14 protein-coding genes are annotated in these 16,974 nt (G+C 56.7%); 3 read left to right on the top strand and 11 right to left on the bottom strand.

What is annotated here, in order from left to right:
* Window positions 1-212 precede the first annotated feature (212 nt).
* From E8M78_RS00555 to E8M78_RS00590, 8 genes are all read right to left on the bottom strand, one after another.
* Entirely contained in the window at window positions 213-1,661 is a 1,449-nt protein-coding gene (locus tag E8M78_RS00555) for a sensor domain-containing diguanylate cyclase (protein ID WP_137133196.1), read from the bottom strand.
* A gap of 139 nt (window positions 1,662-1,800) precedes the next feature.
* Window positions 1,801-2,949 carry a glycosyltransferase gene (locus E8M78_RS00560; protein WP_137133197.1) on the bottom strand — a complete coding sequence of 383 codons (1,149 nt, stop codon included), beginning with the start codon at window positions 2,947-2,949 and terminating at the stop codon, window positions 1,801-1,803.
* Between the two features lie 8 nt (window positions 2,950-2,957).
* Entirely contained in the window at window positions 2,958-4,205 is a 1,248-nt protein-coding gene (locus E8M78_RS00565) for a glycosyltransferase family 4 protein (RefSeq protein ID WP_137133198.1), read from the bottom strand.
* The gene (locus E8M78_RS00570) at window positions 4,202-5,419 is read right to left on the bottom strand and encodes a glycosyltransferase family protein (RefSeq protein WP_137133199.1); all 1,218 of its coding nucleotides are present in this window, start codon (window positions 5,417-5,419) and stop codon (window positions 4,202-4,204) included. Before E8M78_RS00570 ends, E8M78_RS00565 begins: the two co-directional genes overlap by 4 nt.
* Window positions 5,420-5,484: 65 nt before the next feature.
* A complete protein-coding gene (locus E8M78_RS00575; protein WP_137133200.1) occupies window positions 5,485-6,657 on the bottom strand; it encodes an ABC transporter permease in 1,173 nt (390 codons plus the stop codon).
* The gene (locus tag E8M78_RS00580) at window positions 6,654-7,652 is read right to left on the bottom strand and encodes an ABC transporter permease (protein ID WP_062556754.1); all 999 of its coding nucleotides are present in this window, start codon (window positions 7,650-7,652) and stop codon (window positions 6,654-6,656) included. The genes E8M78_RS00575 and E8M78_RS00580 overlap by 4 nt, the downstream gene beginning before the upstream one ends.
* Window position 7,653: 1 nt before the next feature.
* Window positions 7,654-9,552 carry an ABC transporter substrate-binding protein gene (locus E8M78_RS00585; protein ID WP_137133201.1) on the bottom strand — a complete coding sequence of 633 codons (1,899 nt, stop codon included), beginning with the start codon at window positions 9,550-9,552 and terminating at the stop codon, window positions 7,654-7,656.
* Window positions 9,549-11,432, bottom strand: coding sequence for an ABC transporter ATP-binding protein (locus E8M78_RS00590; protein WP_137133202.1), 1,884 nt, complete (start codon window positions 11,430-11,432; stop codon window positions 9,549-9,551). The genes E8M78_RS00585 and E8M78_RS00590 overlap by 4 nt, the downstream gene beginning before the upstream one ends.
* A gap of 241 nt (window positions 11,433-11,673) precedes the next feature.
* On the opposite strand from E8M78_RS00590, the gene E8M78_RS00595 reads away from it, so the two are divergent.
* A complete protein-coding gene (locus E8M78_RS00595; RefSeq protein ID WP_246658166.1) occupies window positions 11,674-12,657 on the top strand; it encodes a glycosyltransferase in 984 nt (327 codons plus the stop codon).
* A 1-nt stretch (window position 12,658) separates the two neighbouring features.
* Here E8M78_RS00595 and E8M78_RS00600 read toward each other — a convergent pair whose 3' ends face one another.
* Window positions 12,659-13,384 carry a polysaccharide deacetylase family protein gene (locus E8M78_RS00600; RefSeq protein WP_137133203.1) on the bottom strand — a complete coding sequence of 242 codons (726 nt, stop codon included), beginning with the start codon at window positions 13,382-13,384 and terminating at the stop codon, window positions 12,659-12,661.
* A gap of 2 nt (window positions 13,385-13,386) precedes the next feature.
* Complete coding sequence (locus E8M78_RS00605; protein WP_348640103.1) at window positions 13,387-14,400, bottom strand: glycosyltransferase family 4 protein; 1,014 nt, start codon at window positions 14,398-14,400, stop codon at window positions 13,387-13,389.
* Between the two features lie 265 nt (window positions 14,401-14,665).
* On the opposite strand from E8M78_RS00605, the gene E8M78_RS00610 reads away from it, so the two are divergent.
* A complete protein-coding gene (locus E8M78_RS00610) occupies window positions 14,666-16,009 on the top strand; it encodes a nucleotide sugar dehydrogenase (RefSeq protein ID WP_281405040.1) in 1,344 nt (447 codons plus the stop codon).
* A 16-nt stretch (window positions 16,010-16,025) separates the two neighbouring features.
* On the top strand, window positions 16,026-16,508 hold the full coding sequence (locus tag E8M78_RS00615; RefSeq protein WP_137133206.1) for a class I SAM-dependent methyltransferase: 483 nt from the start codon (window positions 16,026-16,028) through the stop codon (window positions 16,506-16,508).
* Between the two features lie 3 nt (window positions 16,509-16,511).
* Here E8M78_RS00615 and E8M78_RS00620 read toward each other — a convergent pair whose 3' ends face one another.
* Complete coding sequence (locus E8M78_RS00620) at window positions 16,512-16,970, bottom strand: Crp/Fnr family transcriptional regulator (protein ID WP_137133207.1); 459 nt, start codon at window positions 16,968-16,970, stop codon at window positions 16,512-16,514.
* Window positions 16,971-16,974: the final 4 nt, after the last annotated feature.

The following is a 16,974-nucleotide window of genomic DNA, read 5'->3' on the forward strand; positions in this document are numbered from 1 at the left end:
TTGATGGGCCACATTCTTTGGTGGCGGACCTCCCCAGCCTCCAAGATTACTGTTTTAGAATGTCAGAGCCTGAAGGAGAAGTGAAAGATTGCAAAGCTGTGCAATTTTTGTTGAAAACGTCGCGAACCATGGGATTCAACAATCCGGTCAGGATCTTGCAGACGTCATTTCAACTTTTGGGCGCGACGTTTGGCTATGAGCGGAGAGCTTACTCAACGTTTAGCGCGGATCATGGGGCGGAACGCTTGCTGCTCCCGCTTGTTTTCATACATCAAGGCATCCGCACGCCGGACGACGGACTCGATCTTTTCGCCTTCCTCACTTGTGGCAACGCCGATCGATATGCTCAGAGGCATGTTCGAATAGAACTGATTATTGATCTTCAGAAGCTCATTTACGGTGTCTGCCATGGCCGCCGCAGCGACCTTGTCTGCACCAGGCATGAGGATAGCAAACTCATCGCCACCGATACGGGCGGCGTGATTGGGGCGGGAGACGGCGCCGGTCACCACCTCACCAAGGCGACGCAGCAGAGCGTCCCCGGCGTCGTGGCCCATGGTGTCATTGGTTTCCTTGAGGCCGTTCAGGTCCAAAATGAGCACAGAGACCGGACGCAACGGCTTGCGTTCCAACCTGTTCAGTTCGTCAATGTAAAAGGCGCGGTTATGGAGCTTCGTCAAAACATCATGTTTGCCGAGGTATTCCAGATAGGCTTCCGCCTTTTTGCGCGCCGTAATATCGGTCAGCGCCACCTGCACCTGAGCCCAATCGTCCTCGTGACCGGGAAGAACGGAGAATTGCAGCAGAACATGCTTTTCAGCGCCATCCAGCGCGTAGTTGACCACCTCACGCTGATGGAAGAGATTGCCGTTCCATAGCTCGATCAACTGCTCCTTGAAGTGCTTCTCCATCTCATCGCGAAAGATTTCACCCTGACGATGCAGGAGCGTGTTGCGGTCGGGTGCACAAAAGAGGTCGAGCGTTGCCTGATTGACATCAATGACACGGATTTCACTCATGCACTGGCGAATGAATTCCGGGTGCACATCCGTAAAGACACGGAAATCGCTGATGCCGCGATCGCGCAGATCCTCCAGCATATGCTTGATGCGGCTGAAATCTTCCACCCAGAGCGATACCGGCGAATGCTGGAAGATACCTTCCGCATATTGACGGTTTTCGGCTTCTCTGCGGCGCGCCGTTTCTCTTTCGGTCACATCTTCAGTCGTCAGCAGGATACGCTCCAGCGTATTCTCGTATCCCGGCATCACAATACCACGCAGCTGGATATCGAGCCTCTGGCCAGAAATCGTATAGTTCACAGCCGACCCTGCGAACTCGGTCTGCCCCTCGAAAAGGGCTGAGAGCTCATTGATATGGCTCTCCAGCATTTCGCCGCGAAATATCCGCCCAAGGCTCTCAACCAGATGGGCTTGGTCGGTCGCGCCGAAGAGCTCCAGAGTCTTGCGATTGACGGCAACGACCCGGATCAGGCTGGCGCATGCAGCAACGCGTGAAAGGTCGGCCCGCAAATAGGAACGAATATCATTGATGCCAGCCGCTCTCCACGCCTGCAACTGACGCCGTACGCCGCTAAAATCTTCCATCCACATTGCAATGGGCGCAAGATTAAAAAGATCAGACTGATCATTCGGTGTCATGGAGAAAGCTTTCAAAACGGCAGCGGCAGATTTCGATTCGGGAGACCGCGTTTCCAGTCTGATGTTTAGCCATCAAGAAGCAAGGCATCAGGACAAATTTATGATCCTGTATTGTCTTAAGGTTGCGACGAACGGCAGCTCAAATTTTTAATTTCTCCATAATTTTGCATGCAGTGTTTGCCGCACCATCCAGCGAAAGGGCAGGCTTCATCCGTTGCGGCGAGCGTTCTGCAGCTGAGATAGCTGCTGCGAGGGTCACGCCATTCAAATCTGCCTCTGTCACGACGGTCGCAAAACCGAGCGCTTCCAGCTTCTCGGCTCGAACGCTTTGTTCCGTTTCCCCACCCGACGCAAAGGGGATCAGCACGTTATTGCAGCTCGCCCGCAACAGGTCACAGACGGTATTGTATCCTGCTTGCGAAATCGACAATTGAGCATTCATCAGCAGATTCGGAAAATCTCTGCGGAAACGAAATAGGCTGACGCTTGACGGCGTCTCGCACTCAATCCGCTCGAAATCTGCCTGCGGCATATTTGGGCCCGTTATGATGCACCACCGACGTGTGTCTGAGAGCTCGGCGTGGGCTGCGATCGCTGCCTCGATCAATTGCGCACCGACCGCGCCGCCACCTGCCGAGACAACGACGTCAAAACGATCCTCGCCGGGCTGCGGCCGCTCCGGCGCGACCAATCCTGTGTAGAAGACCTTGCCTGCAACTCGGTTCGCGAGCGGAAAAGTGTCTTCGAGACGGACAAAATTTTCGTCGCCATGTACCAGAACCCCGTCGAAATGCTCTTCAATCAGGGCTGCGGTTTCTTCATCCCGGCCGGGCTTTCGATTTTCCTGCAGGATATCCCGCACTGAGCTGAATAGCAGCGGCTTTCGCGGATGCGAGCGAACGGCGTCCAGCAGTGGCAGAAGTTCGAAACGCATCTGGCGACGCCCGAACGGAAAAGCTTCGATGATAACGGCGTCTGGATCTGCCTGCCTGAAGGCAGAGAGAAGTGTTTCAACACGCAAACGCTTGAAGGGCTCATCCACCGGATTGCCGTGCGCATCCGCCAGCCCGGAGAAGCTGCTGTTGGACGCCAGTATCACCGGAAGCTGCACATGGCGAACCCCCTCCCCCGGAAACCCTTCTATGATGCTGCCACCAGTGACAACGGTAACGTCCAACCCCGCCTGTGCCATCGCCTTCGCAATACGGCTTGCACGGACAAGATGCCCGATGCCCAGCAAATGTTGCACATAAAAGAAAACGCGCTTGCGGCGATCGGTGGAATGCACGCGGGATATCATGGGATCTTGGACCAGCTTGTCGTGAAAAGTCTGTCGAGATCGCGAATGCTGTTGTGGTAGTCAAACTCGCTTCGCACCTTGGCCTCGGCAGTGGCGGACAGGCGGGCTCTCAGCGCCGGATCGCGGATCATCCGATCCAGTGCGCCAGCCAGTTGGTCGATATCTTCGGATTCCACGAGAAGACTGTTGGTCTCGTTCTCGAACAACTCGACGATGCCCGAGACTGTGGTGGACACCACGGGCAGACCCTGACTGGCTGCCTCGACCATCACATTCGGCAGGCCGTCCCGGTCACCATCCGACGTCACCCGGCAGGCAAGCGCAAACACATCACTGGTCCGGTAATGCTCAAGCACATCCCGCTGGTCCAGCGCGCCTTTCCACGTTAACCGCTTCTGGAGACCCAGTTCTTTCGCAAGCGCCTTCAATGCCGAAAGCTCGTCACCACCGCCGATATGGGTGAAATGCCAGTGCAGATCGGGCGGCAGTTTGGCAAGCGCCTTCAGAAGAACGTCGTAACCCTTCTTCTTGACAGCACGCCCAACGCTGAGGATCTGCACAGGATCAAACGCATCCGCACCGGTTCGTAAAGGCCTTGATCCCGCAAAATGCGGAAAGCGATCAAGATCCAGTCCATGATAGCTCAGATGTACGTTGTTTCGTCCTTGCGAAAGCATGGTCAGCTGTTCGAATCCGACCCTCGTGCACGTTACCGCCCAATCAGCGTGTGCGAGTTTCTCCTCCAACTCCCAATCCGCCGATGTCCAGATGTCCTTGGCATGGGCCGATACACTCCACGGTGTGCCACCAATCATGCTGGCATAGCGCGCGACCGAGGCTGGCGTATGAATGAAATGCACGTGCAGCCACGCTGCATCACGCGGCCATTCCGCCACAAGCACCGCAGCCTGACCGAAACGCCGGAAGCGGTTGCGCGAAAAATCCCGCCTCACATCCGCCCAGAACGCTTTCAACGCGCCTACAAATCCCTTGGCGCGGCAAACCTGCACCAGCGCCTTCAGCACACGAAGGGGCTCCTCGTGCAAATATTCCGGCAGATACCAGACCTTTGCCTTGATCTCGTCGTGAACCGGATGGCGCTTCTTGTCCGTCGGCCTGCGCATGGCAACCAGTTCCAACGGATAGCCCCCACGCTCCAATCCGAGCAGTTCCTGTGCGATAAAGGTCTCCGAAAGGCGCGGATAACCCTTCAGCAGGACAACGATTTTCTTTCTGGAAGTCACTGCGCTGAACCCTGCACGACCTGCAAATGTTTCTCACCCTTTCGCTTGAACAAGTCAGCGACAATACGCGAGATATTCGGCAGGCCTTCCAGTTGCATGCCCGGCGCACTGACCGACGGCGGATCCCGCTTTAGCAGGTCTTTGATGGCGGAGGCAAATTTCAGACTATCCGCCGATTCTTCCGCAGACAGCATGCTGACCAACCCCAGTTCCGATGCGCGGGTAGCGCGGATCAACTGTTCTTCACGCGGCTGCGTGCGCGGCACAATCAGTGCTGGCTTATCAAAGGACAGAATTTCGCAATAGGTATTGTAGCCGCCCATGGCAACGACAGCCTTCGCCCCGGCAATGCGATCTTCCATGCGGTTGTCGAACTCGATGATTTCCAGAAGAGGATGCGCATCGCAGGCCTCGCGGAAACGGTTACGCAGATCAGCCGACATGTATGGTCCAAGCACGATAACCGCCTTGTGCGTCAGGCTCGCATCCGCCTCATAGGCAGCGATCACATCGCGAACAAGATCCGCCCCATCACCGCCACCACCTGTCGTCACCAGCAGATAATCGCCTTTTTCCGGATTGGGCAAGCCTGCATCCTTGGAAGCGTTCCGCTGGAGGAAACCCACAAAATTCATCTTCGAACGCACATTCTGTGGTACATTGATACCAGTCAGCGGATCATAGAAATCAGGAGGTCCGTAGATCCAGACGTCGTCGTAGAGAGCACCGATCTTTCGCAGAACATCGTTGCGTTTCCACTCCGCCTCCAGAAGATGTGGCGCATCCATCACGTCGCGAAGTCCGAGAATAAGCGTCGTACCCTTGGTCTTGAGATAGACCAGCGTATCCTCCACCTCGCCTCGCAAACCGAGAGGCTCCTTGTCTATGATGAATATGTCGGGTTCAAACGTTTCCGCAGTGTGCCGAATGATGGATTGCCGCATCTTCATAGTCTCATGAAGATCGATATGCTGGTCCATCGATGTATATTCGCCATTGCGCAGTTTGATAACGCTCGGAATCTTCACGAAATCGACGCGTGCGCGGTAGTCGAACGCACCGGCAATCGTGGCGCCGGAAATAATGAGGACGTTCAGCCCTCGGTAATCCTCAACCAGCGAATGGGCGATAGTCCGGCAACGGCGAAGATGCCCAAGCCCGAACGTATCGTGGCTGTACATAAGGATGCGAGCGTTTCCAAGACGTTTCGACATGGATCTTGGCTTCTCCTAGAACATTCGATTGGCTGGAAAACGCGACCCGCGCAATCCGGTCAAACTCATTTATACGGGTCGGCTGCATCTCTAAGACCGTCGCCCAGAAAATTGAAGGCGAGGATGACAAATATTACCGGAATGACAGGTAACAAGAGCCATGGGTAAAGCGCAAGAACACTGACGGAGCGGGCTTCCGTCAGAAGCACGCCCCAGCTGGTGATCGGAGGCCGGAGCCCAAGACCTAGGAAGCTAAGGGTGGTTTCGCCAAGGATCATGCTCGGAATCGTGAGCGTCGCACTGGCGATCAGATGTGACATGAACCCGGGCACAAGATGCCGCCCGATGATACGCGGGCTTTTCGCCCCCATGAGCTGAGCAGCAAGGACATAGTCCTCTTCGCGGAGAGCGAGCAGCTTTGAGCGGACGGCACGAGCCAGGCCGGTCCAGTCTAACAGCCCGAGAATAAAGGTAATTCCGAGATAGACCAGGAGCGGGCTCCAATCCACGGGCATTATTGCAGCAAGCGCAAGCCAGAGCGGAATGGTGGGAATCGACTGCAACATCTCGATGATGCGCTGGACGACAAGATCGAACCAGCCGCCCCAATAGCCCGCCAGGCCGCCGATCACAATGCCGAGAACGAAGCTCGTCGCAACGCCCAGAAGCCCGATGGTCAACGAGATCCGTGCGCCATACAGGATACGTGAAAAGATGTCCCGGCCCAGCCTGTCCGTCCCCAGCAGAAAGAAGTGCCCGTTTTCTGCGGGGCAGACCAGATGAAGATCCGCATCGACCAGCCCCCAGAATCGATAGGGCTCGCCACGGCAGAAGAAGCGCAGCTTCTGCACGTCGCCGGTATCGTCGGAATAGACGCGCCGGAGGGTCGTCATGTCGAGCGTCATCTTCTGCCCGTAGACGAAGGGGCCAACAAACCGGCCATCATGGAACAAATGTACGCTCTGCGGCGGGGCAAAAATATGATCCATGTTCCTTGTATGCACCTTGTAGGGTGCGAGGAATTCCACGATCACGATCATGAAATACATGATCAGCAGAGCGATCCCTGAAAACAATGCCAGCTTGTGACGCCGAAAGCGCCACCACATCAGTTTCAGTTGAGACGCTTCGTCAAGCGCAGAACTACCCGATGCGGCATCATCCGCGTAAGGATCGAAAGGTGCTTCGCGCACGTAATGCGGCAGAACGTCCCCGTCAGTGCCAGGCTTCGTCGTCACTTCGTGCTCCCTCCCCGCAGGCGGATACGCGGATCGAGGATGGCCAGCGCGATATCTGAAACCAGCACGCCGACGACCGTCAAGAAAGCCAGGAACATCAGGAATGAGCCAGCAAGATACATGTCCTGCGCCTGCAGCGCCCGGATAAGCATCGGTCCCGTTGTTTCCAGAGAAAGAACCACTGCGGTTATTTCAGCGCCGGAAATGACGGCAGGCAGGATCGACCCGATGTCGGAAATGAAGAAATTGAGCGACATGCGGAAGGGGTATTTCATCAGCACCTTGAAAGGATGGAGGCCTTTGGCGCGCGCCGTCATAACGTACTGCTTGTGAAGCTCATCGAGAAGATTGGCGCGCACGCGCCGGACCATGCCTGCCGTTCCTGCCGTTCCGATGATAATGACCGGGATCCAAATATGTTCGAGGATCGATTTGAACTTCTCCCAACTCATCGGCTGGGAGAGATATTTCTGATCCATCAAGTGACCGATGGAGGTGCCGAACCAGATATTGGCCAGATACATCAGAATGAGCGCCAGAACGAAATTCGGGACAGCGAGACCGATCAGCCCGAAGAGCGTCAACCCGTAATCGCCCCAGCTATACTGGTGCGTGGCCGAATAGATGCCGATGGGAAACGCCAGCAGCCAGGTGAGGATGATCGTAACGGTGGACACAAGGATCGTCAGCCACAGGCGGTCGCCTACCACGTCCGACACTGGCATTCGGTACTCGAAGGAATAGCCGAAATCGCCGTGAAGCATTCCGCCGACCCAGTTGAGATAGCGGATCGGCATCGGTTGATCGAAGCCATAGCGCGCCTTCAGATCTTCGATTTCCTGCATATCGGCCTTCTCGCCGATGGCCTTCAACTCTTCCACATAGCTTTCGAAAAAGTCGCCCGGCGGTAGCTCGATGATCGTGAAGATCAGCATCGAGATGAGCAGAAGTGTGGGTATCATCACCATGAAGCGCCAGGCGATGTATCGGATCATCTCACGCATGGTCGTACCAGAAAGTGTCAGGCATGTAGACGCCCAGATAGGACATGGGGTCGAACCCGTAGAGTCCATCCTTGGGAATGTTTCTCATGCGGCTGGAATGAACGATAGGCTGAAGCGTTGCATTGACGGTTCCGATCGTGAAAACCTGATCCGTATAGATGTTCAGCATTTCGTGCCAGATTTGCTCCCGCTCCCCATGGCTGGAAGCACTGCGCCATGCGGCAAAGAGCTTCGACAGCGCAATCGCTTCCGGCAGATCGGAAGGTTTGCCATCGCTGCCGCCGGAGAGATGATAGAGGCCCCAAAGCGGCCAGTGCATCTGGTCGTCGGTCGTGGGCGCCAGTTCCTTCGGCGACATGTCCGCCGTAGGCACGCCGTTGTCTAGCCCTTGCGCAACGGTCATTATCGTATCGCCGCCCTTGACGCGACGCCGCAGCAGTTCGCGCTGCGAGACGCGAACAAAGATCTTGATCCCGATCTCCGACCAGTGGTCACGAACGAGTTCGAGCACATCGCCCTCGACCGTGTTTTCGCCTGCGGTTTCAATGATGATCCGGGCTGAGCGACCGTCCGGCAACAACCGCTCACCCTCATCGCCACGCCTGTTAAGACCCGCATCGTCGAGCAACTTATTGGCAAGCGAGGGGTCGAATGCCGACCAGGCTTCGCGATATTCCGGCTTGAATAATGGACTTTCAGGAAGGATCGTATTGGAACTCTCACGCGCGAGGCCAAAGAACGCCGCTTTATTAATTTCGCGCCGGTTGATCGCGAGGGAAAGAGCGCGCCTTACACGCACATCCCGCCACAGCTTTCGCCAGACCTCATCCTTGCAATTGAGGTTTGGGAAGAAAACCACGCGCGACCCTTGAATCCGCTTCCAAAGGTCGACGGTGAGAGGATAGCGCTCCTCCGCATTCTTCAGGAAGGTGTAATCGGCGAAGTCCAGGTTTGTGACCTGCAGATCACTTTCGCCGGTTCCGGTCTTGGCAGCGACGAGATCGCCAGCGCTTACATCCATGAATATCCGGTCGATGTAAGGCAGCTGAAGCCCGTTCTCATCGACACGATGGTAATAGGGGTTCCGCTCAAAGACAAAACGGCCCGCCGGAGGCGCCGTTCGCGGTCGCCATGCATCAAGGGTCGGCAGATCGGGATTTTCGGGACGCACGGTGCGCGACATCTTCTGGTGCAAGGCAACCCAATCCTCGACGCCCTGCTGCTTGATTAGTTCGTCAAGCTTCTCTTTTGTTTGGTAGTTCACATGGAACTGCTTCAGATAGCTGGCTGGATGCATCAGACGCAGCGGCGACGGCGAGGCGATATCCGCCATAAAATCCGGATTTGCATCGTCCCAGCTGTAGCGGACAGTCAGCCGGTCCAGCACCTCGAACTTGGGCGGCTTGCCGCCGATCTTCAGGCTAGCGGGGACACCGCCCTTGTAGAGCTTCTTGTTGTGGAACATGTCGTCCCACACGTAGCGGAAATCATCGGACGTAAAGTCACTACCATCCGACCACTTGTGCCCCTCGCGCAGGCGGAAGGTGAAAATCCGATCTTCCTTGATCTCGAAGCTTTCGAGGATGTCCGGCGTCAGTTCGAGATGCTCGTCGTAGCCTGCAAGTCGCGAGTAGGAAAAAATCGGCGCATAGCGAATGTCGCGCTGGCTGCCGATCATCATGCGAACGGTACCGCCATGCCGCCCCGGCAGCTTACCGGTTTCCGCAAGCTTCACGATGCGTGGAGTTTTGGGCAGGCGTTCTGCAACAGGCGGCAAGGATGAGCCGTTCGCGCCAGATTGCAGAAACTCAGAGTCCTGAAAGGACGCGAACACACGATTTGGCACAAGAGTTGATGCAAGAAGAGCAAGCGCATGCCGACGGCTGATCATGGACGCAACTCCCGCACATCGACATTGCGGCGCGCCAGCACCAGATGGCCTTCCCCGAGATCTGCATGCGCAAGATCGCCCGGCGCATCCTCCAGAAACTGGCGTGCCCATTGCTTCTTAGCCTCGGCACTCGGCTGACCGATTGCAGCAAAGTCGAGGGGCCTATCCAGATTCGGCGTCGGGACAGCAGCCAAAAGCTTCTTCGTATAGGGATGTACCGGATTGCGCATGATCACGTCACAAGGCGCAATCTCGACAATGCGTCCGGCATACATGACGGCAACTCTGTCTGCCATGTAGTTCACCACGGCAAGGTTATGCGAAATGAACAAATAGGTCAGCCCGAGATCTTTCTTCAAATCCTTCATCAGATTGAGGATTTGGGCCTGAATGGATACGTCCAGCGCAGAAACCGGCTCGTCGCAAATCAGCAGATCCGGCCCAAGCGCCAGAGCCCGTGCGATTCCTATGCGCTGGCGCTGTCCGCCGGAAAAGCTGTGCGGATAGCGACCCATGGCGTTTTCCGGCAGACCGATGGCTCTGATCAGCCGCTTTACGGCGTCGAGGCGTGCCTTGGAGTCACCACGCTGATGGATTTCCAACGGCTCGCTGACGATATTTCGAACCGTCATACGCGGGGAGAGCGAAGAGATCGGGTCTTGAAACACCATCTGAATGCGCTGGCGCAACAGGTTGAGATCTTCGCCACGCGCGTTCAGAACGTCGATCGGTCCGCGCTCGCTTTGAAACAGCACCTCGCCCGCATCTGCGGTCACGCCTCGCATCAGGATCTTGCTGAGTGTTGTCTTGCCGCAACCGCTCTCGCCCACAAGGCCCAGCGTTTCGCCGCGTCGGATATCGAAACTCACGTCATTGACAGCAAGCGTCGCGGGCGATGCGCCCAGACCAAAGCCGCCGCCGCGTTTCGTGACAAATGATTTGGATATGTTTCGAACGCTCAACACCACATCAGTCTTAGCGTCTGCGTGCGTTTTGCGGTCTACGAGACCCACCGCATCGACTTCAATTTCTCGCAAGGGCTTCAACCGTGCGTCGCGAGGCATTTCGAAGTCTGGCACCGCGGCCATCAAGCCTTTCGTGTATGGATGGCGCGCATTCCGGAAGATTGCATCGACGGGCCCCGCCTCCATGACCTCGCCGCGATAGACGACAACCACTTCGTCGGCCATGCTTGCCACGACACCCAGATCATGCGTGATGAGCAGCATGGCCATGCCGAGGCGCGACTGAAGCTCACGCAACAGTTTAAGGATCTGCGCCTGGATCGTCACGTCCAGCGCGGTCGTCGGCTCGTCGGCAATCAGCAAGGAAGGTCCACAGACAAGCGCCATAGCAATCATGGCGCGCTGGCGCATGCCGCCGGAAAGCTCGAATGGATACATGTTGAAGGCACGGGCAGGATTGGAAAACCCGACCAGCGACAGCATTTCTTCGCAACGTTCCTGCCGCTCTTTCGGAGACAGTACGGTGTGAACCTTGAGGACCTCCTCGATCTGGTTGCCGATCGTATGCATCGGCGAGAAGGACGTCATCGGTTCCTGAAAGATCATACCGATACGATTGCCACGGATGCTGCGCATCTTGCGGCCCTCGTTGGGCAGGGCCAGCAGGTCGATGCGCTCTTTGGTATCAGGATCGTTGAAAAAGATATGGCCACTCGTTCGAGCGGCGGGGGTCTCGATGCCCATGATGGCACGACCAAGCACGGATTTTCCAGAGCCGGACTCACCAACCAGCGCCGTTACCTTGCCGGGCCGGATGCGCATGCTGATATTCTTGACCGCATGGATGCTGCCGCCCCACAGCGGGAAGGACACCGATAGTCCTTCGATGCGGAGCAAGTCGGTCTGCTCATTCATTCACGTATTTCCCGGCAGCCCTGTCCGGTCTCTTGATCAGGGCGGGTTCCCTTTGTTTTTTAAGACCGTATCGCAGCATATTGCCTATGTCTATGTTCCAAGCCTACAACAACGCAGACCTGATGCGCCATTTGCACCGGAAAGATTTCGGTAGGATGACGGCGACTTCAGATTGTTTGGCAAGCCTCGCAGTTTTGCCACTCAGAACGTCAGCCGCCCTTGCGATGGATCAATTGCTACGATGACCAAGCCCGAACTGCAGAACAAGGAACCGCGCGAAAGGCTGGAAGAGGCGCGTAAGCTCATTTCTGCTGGGGAATGGGAGGCTGCGGAAACAGTCCTTGCGTCGATTGCAGATTTGTCGATGGCGGGTCCCGCCTTGCGGTTGGGAAGCGAAACCGCGCTTGGCATGCCGCGCAAGGTTCAATCTGCGCTTATGAAAATCGCCAAGCTCCGTTCGGACAGCGTTACCAAAGCTGGCCTTCAGTTTTTGCTTGTCCCGCCGCCATCGCTCCTCTTGCCGCTCACGGAGTTCAGTCTGGAGGAGCGCAGGGCCATGAACGAACTCAACCGCCAGCCTGTCCCGCGTCTTTTGCATCAGATCTGGCTCGGGCAATTGCCTGTTCCGCCCTCGGCGGCAAAGTGGAAACGCCATGCTGAGCAGAATGGCTTTCGCTATCGGCTGTGGCGGGAGGCGGACCTGGAAGCTTTGAGTGTTCCTCGACATCCTGCCTTCATCGAAATGATGGAGGCGGGAGACCTGCCGGGAGCGGTTGATGTAGCGCGCTATTTCATCTTGCATGCACAGGGTGGGATTTATCTGGATTGCGACTGGTATCCGGCACGCGATGACCTAAGCTTTCCGGATGTCCTGCCCCTCATTGGATTGTCTGCCCTGCTGGAGAATATACCGCGCGAAACAGGGCTCGGCGGTGCATTGTTGACCAATTCATTCATTGCGACGCCTGCACGCCACCCGGTTTTTGCGCGTCTTCTCGACCTCATTCCCGAAGCCACACGCAGGCTGCCGGATGGCCCGGCCTGGTGGTCCACGGGACCGCTGATCATGACGCTTTTGTTCCGGCGCACGACATTCACAGTTCCCGATGCAGCTTTCGTCGCCGCCAATCTTACCCGCCGTGCGCCCATCGAAGATGTTGAAGTAGCACAGACAGCCGCGATCGCCTCCGGCAACGGTCTGCTGATCGGCTGGAAATCCTGGTAGATCAGCCTGCCATGAGTTCCGACGCACGGCGCCATTGGCACGCCTTGTGCTCAGCCGTCATGCGCAGGAAATTCTCCAGAAAGTCCCACGCAGCATCGTCATGAACGAGGTGGTGGGTCAAAATCCCAAGTGCCTCAACCGGCTGATCGAGATAGGCAATGAGTTCCTTGTACAAGGTCTCAGCGTCTCTCCCTCCCTGTACGCCATGCCAGTTCATGATGTCCACATGCGTATTGAGAAGCGGCAGCGGGAATGATTTTTCGCGCCCGAAGACAGACAGGGACCTATAGCCCAGCTTTGGCAATTGCCCTGCAATCTCGGAGGAAATCCGGTTCCACGGCGGCACCATCATGGGAATAAAACGCTGAACATGCAGCACCTGCAGCTTGCCAAAGCCAGCCTGGATCTCGTTCAGGATCACCGGAAGAGGACGATCGTTGCCGAGTTCCTGCTTCTTTGCGGGCGGCTTCGAATAGCTCTGATGAGACCACCCATGCACGGCGACTTCAACGTCTGGAAAGCGTGCCAGATATTCGACAAGCGGAAATCCGGTCTTTTCCGGAATAACCGCCAGCGTTGGCGGAACAGAATGTTGCAAACATAAAGCCATCAGCCGGTCGAGAGCAGGCGTCACGTCCACCGCATCGTCATCTCGCAGCCAGAGCGTGAGAGTGCGGCCCTCGGCAGCCAATTGATCCAGACGGTCGCGCCACAGAGTTTCGAACATGATCACCTCAAATTGGAACGGAGGATGGCATCCAGACGGACGGCAGCAGCCTCAAGGGAATGGATGCTCTCGGCGCGCTGCCGGGCTTTTTCGGCCAGTCTCGATCGCAGTTCGTCATCTCTTACCAGCAATCGGATGGCGTTGGCATAGTCCTCTGGATCCGAAGATTTGGTCAACAGCCCGGTCTCTCCGTGAGATACGACTTCAGGCACGCCGGCGGTTTCTTCTGCGATGACTGGCACGCCCGCAGCTTGTGCCTCTAGATAGGCCAAGCCGTAAGCCTCTCCATGCCCCGGCCAGACATAAATCCCGGCGCGCGACAGATGATCAGCAATCTGCTGCGGCTGCAATTGACCGAGAAACGATATCCGGCTTGACGAAAAGTTTGAAAAGCAGCCTTCAACCTCCGCTCTTGCTGGTCCGTCACCAATGATCGACAGCCGCCAGTCTTCATCCTTGATGAGCTGTAGCGCCGATGCGAGCGCCCGATAGCTATCGAGCTTATCGCCCTCACGCATCATCGCAACGGTAATCAGATGCCCTTGTTCGGGTTGAGGGACGAGGTCCCGGAATGGTGCCACATCAATGAACGGCGCCAGCCGTTCACAACGTGCCTCCGGGGCGGCATCCAGAATGCCCCGTCGGTCTCGTTCGGTCAGGCAGATGTTGACGGCTGCGTGCCTCAATCCCTCAAGGACAATTTCTTGCGAGAGCGCCCAATTGCCGATATTGCGCCGCCGCGAGTAGGACGACTCTGCAGTGACGTAGGGAATACCATGCCTGCGACAGAGATCCGGTCCGAGGAGATCGGGTGACTTGTAGTACGGATGATAGCAAAACCAGAGGTCTGGCTTCCCCTGATCGGCCCATAGGGTATCGATACGGCGTATTTCCTGCTGGGCATCCATGGCGAACTGTTCCGCAACGTCCGGCGTCGCTGAATAACTGCGCAGTTCTGAAACGACGTCCACCTCATGACCTGCCATAGTCAAGGCCCTTATCAACTGACGGGCCATCAGCCGGTCCCCCGAAGGAACAGCGTGATGAGGAGACTTCAGTGGAGCATAGAAAGCGATTTTCATAGTGCTGAGATAGGAACGAGTGCGCCACTCTTTGCAAGTCTGCCGATCAGAATTAATTGATGCGCTTCTGCCCGTGCTTGCCTATCTAACCTTTACCGCACCCTTGACACAGGTGGTATGGAACCTCAACTGAGCGCGACGGAAAAGCGCTTCGTGCACCATCGCACGCAAAACATCGCAGCATCACGGAGAAAACCCCTTGAGTCAGGCAGAGATCGCGAACCATCCTCTTGTCACCGCGATCCGCTCAAAGACGATCAAGGCCGGTGTGATCGGTCTGGGCTATGTCGGCCTGCCGCTCGCCATGAGCATTTCACGCGCCGGCTTCCAGACGCTTGGTTTCGATATCGATGCCGACAAAATGGTGCGGATCGACGCGGGCAAAAGCTACATTGAGGCGGTGCCAAGTGAGGTTCTTGCTGCCGAACGAGGCGCAGGCCGCTTTTCCGCTACAGATGATTTTGCGCGCCTTGCAGAATGCGATGTAATTGCGATCTGCGTTCCGACGCCGCTGACGCGTTACCGTGACCCGGACTTGAGTTTTGTTGAAAACACCTGCCGCCAGATCGCGAAAGTGCTGCGGCCCGGGCAGTTGATCGCGCTGGAGTCGACCACCTATCCCGGAACGACCGATGAGATCATGCGCCCCATTCTGGAAACCTCCGGCTTGAAGGCGGGTGAGGATTTCTTTCTCGGCTATTCGCCTGAACGAGAAGACCCCGGCAATCGCGACTTCAACACCTCCACGATACCCAAGGTCGTCGCGGGCGATGGCGAGCTTGCCAGTGAAATGATGAAGGCTTTCTATGGCGCCGTGGTCGATAGAATTGTCCCCGTTACTTCCGTGCGGACAGCTGAGGCGGTTAAGCTAACGGAAAACATCTTTCGCGCCGTCAACATCGCTCTCGTCAACGAGTTGAAGCTCGTCTATGACGCAATGGGCATCGATGTATGGGATGTGATCGAGGCGGCCAAAACCAAGCCGTTCGGCTATATGCCTTTCTATCCGGGTCCGGGCCTTGGCGGTCACTGCATTCCGATCGACCCTTTCTATCTGACTTGGAAGTCACGCGAGTTTGAGCAGCCGACCCGCTTCATAGAACTCGCGGGCGAGATCAACACATCCATGCCACGCTATGTGGTGGAAAAGCTTGCCGAAGGGCTCGACCGTCGCCTCGGCAAAGCGCTCAGCCGCTCACGCGTCTTGATCATGGGCTTGGCCTATAAAAAGAACGTGCCTGACATTCGAGAGAGCCCCTCGCTCCGCCTGATGGAGTTGATCCTCGAGCGCGGTGCGCAGGTGGAGTATCACGATCCGTACCTCGAAGAGATCCCCAAAACACGCGAATACGGGCACCTCAAGGGCCGCAGATCGGCGAACCTCGATCAGGCGACCGTCAGCGATTTCGATGCGATTGTGATCGCGACCGACCATGATGCGGTCGACTATGCGAGCCTAGAACAGTGGGCTCCGTTGATCATCGATACCCGCAATGTCTACGGGCGGCGGGGAATTACCTCGGACAAGCTCATCAAGGCCTGATCGACTGGAGAAGATTTTGAGCAGACTCGATAGTTTCATCAACCGCATGAGCGCCCAGCGCGATCTGTTGAATCATGTGCGTGATAACCTGGCCTTACCGGAAGGAGGCGAGATTTTCGAAATCGGTCTCGGGAATGGCAGAACCTATAGCCATCTGCGGGAAAATTTCCCGGAGCGGCGCGTCATCGCCTTTGACCGGAAGCTCGCTTCACATGCCTCTGCAACACCTGCAGCGGAAGATTTTGTCGAGGGCGAGATCCGGGAAACGGGCCAGGCCTTCGTTGACCGACGGGCCGCACTGGTGCATGCCGATATCGGCACAGGCTATGATGACAAGGACGCGATTACCCTGACATGGCTTCCGCAAATGGTGTCCGGCATGCTGAAAAGCGGCGGCGTGGCGGTCAGCGGCCTGCCCCTCGATCATCCAGACCTGGAACTGCTCCCTCGCCTCCCCAGCATCACGGAAGGTCGCTATTTCTACTACAGACGGCGCTGACTACTAAACAATTGCTGCGGGGGCAAATTGCTTCCCGACCGGACCCATACGGTCCCGAAGCGTCTCGGCAAGGACGCGGCTGATCTCGAAACTCATTCTCGGATTGTCGGAAACGAGCCGCAGCAGGCAGTCGCGACTGATTTTCAGCGCCTCGGCTTGCGTCAGGGCGGTCGCGGTCATGGCTCGCGGCTGGTCGGAAAGGAGGCACATCTCTCCCAGCATGGAGTTTGGTTCCGCTTGCGTCGTTTCACACCGTCCGCATGGACTGGAAGCGGTGAGCCTAACGTTCCCACTCAGAAGAACGAAGGTCGCTTCGGGAACATCGCCTTGCATGAAAATCGTGTCGCCTGGCTCATAACAGATGCGATGAGAAGCGAATGCAAGCAGTTTGAGCTTACAAGGATCCACCCGGTTGAAGTACGGAATGTTCCGCAACAGCTCGACTTCTTCCCTCAGCAACATTGCG

Origin of the sequence: Rhizobium sp. FKY42 (genome assembly GCF_005222835.1) — a bacterium.
In the GTDB taxonomy this organism is placed as follows: Bacteria; Pseudomonadota; Alphaproteobacteria; order Rhizobiales; family Rhizobiaceae; genus Neorhizobium.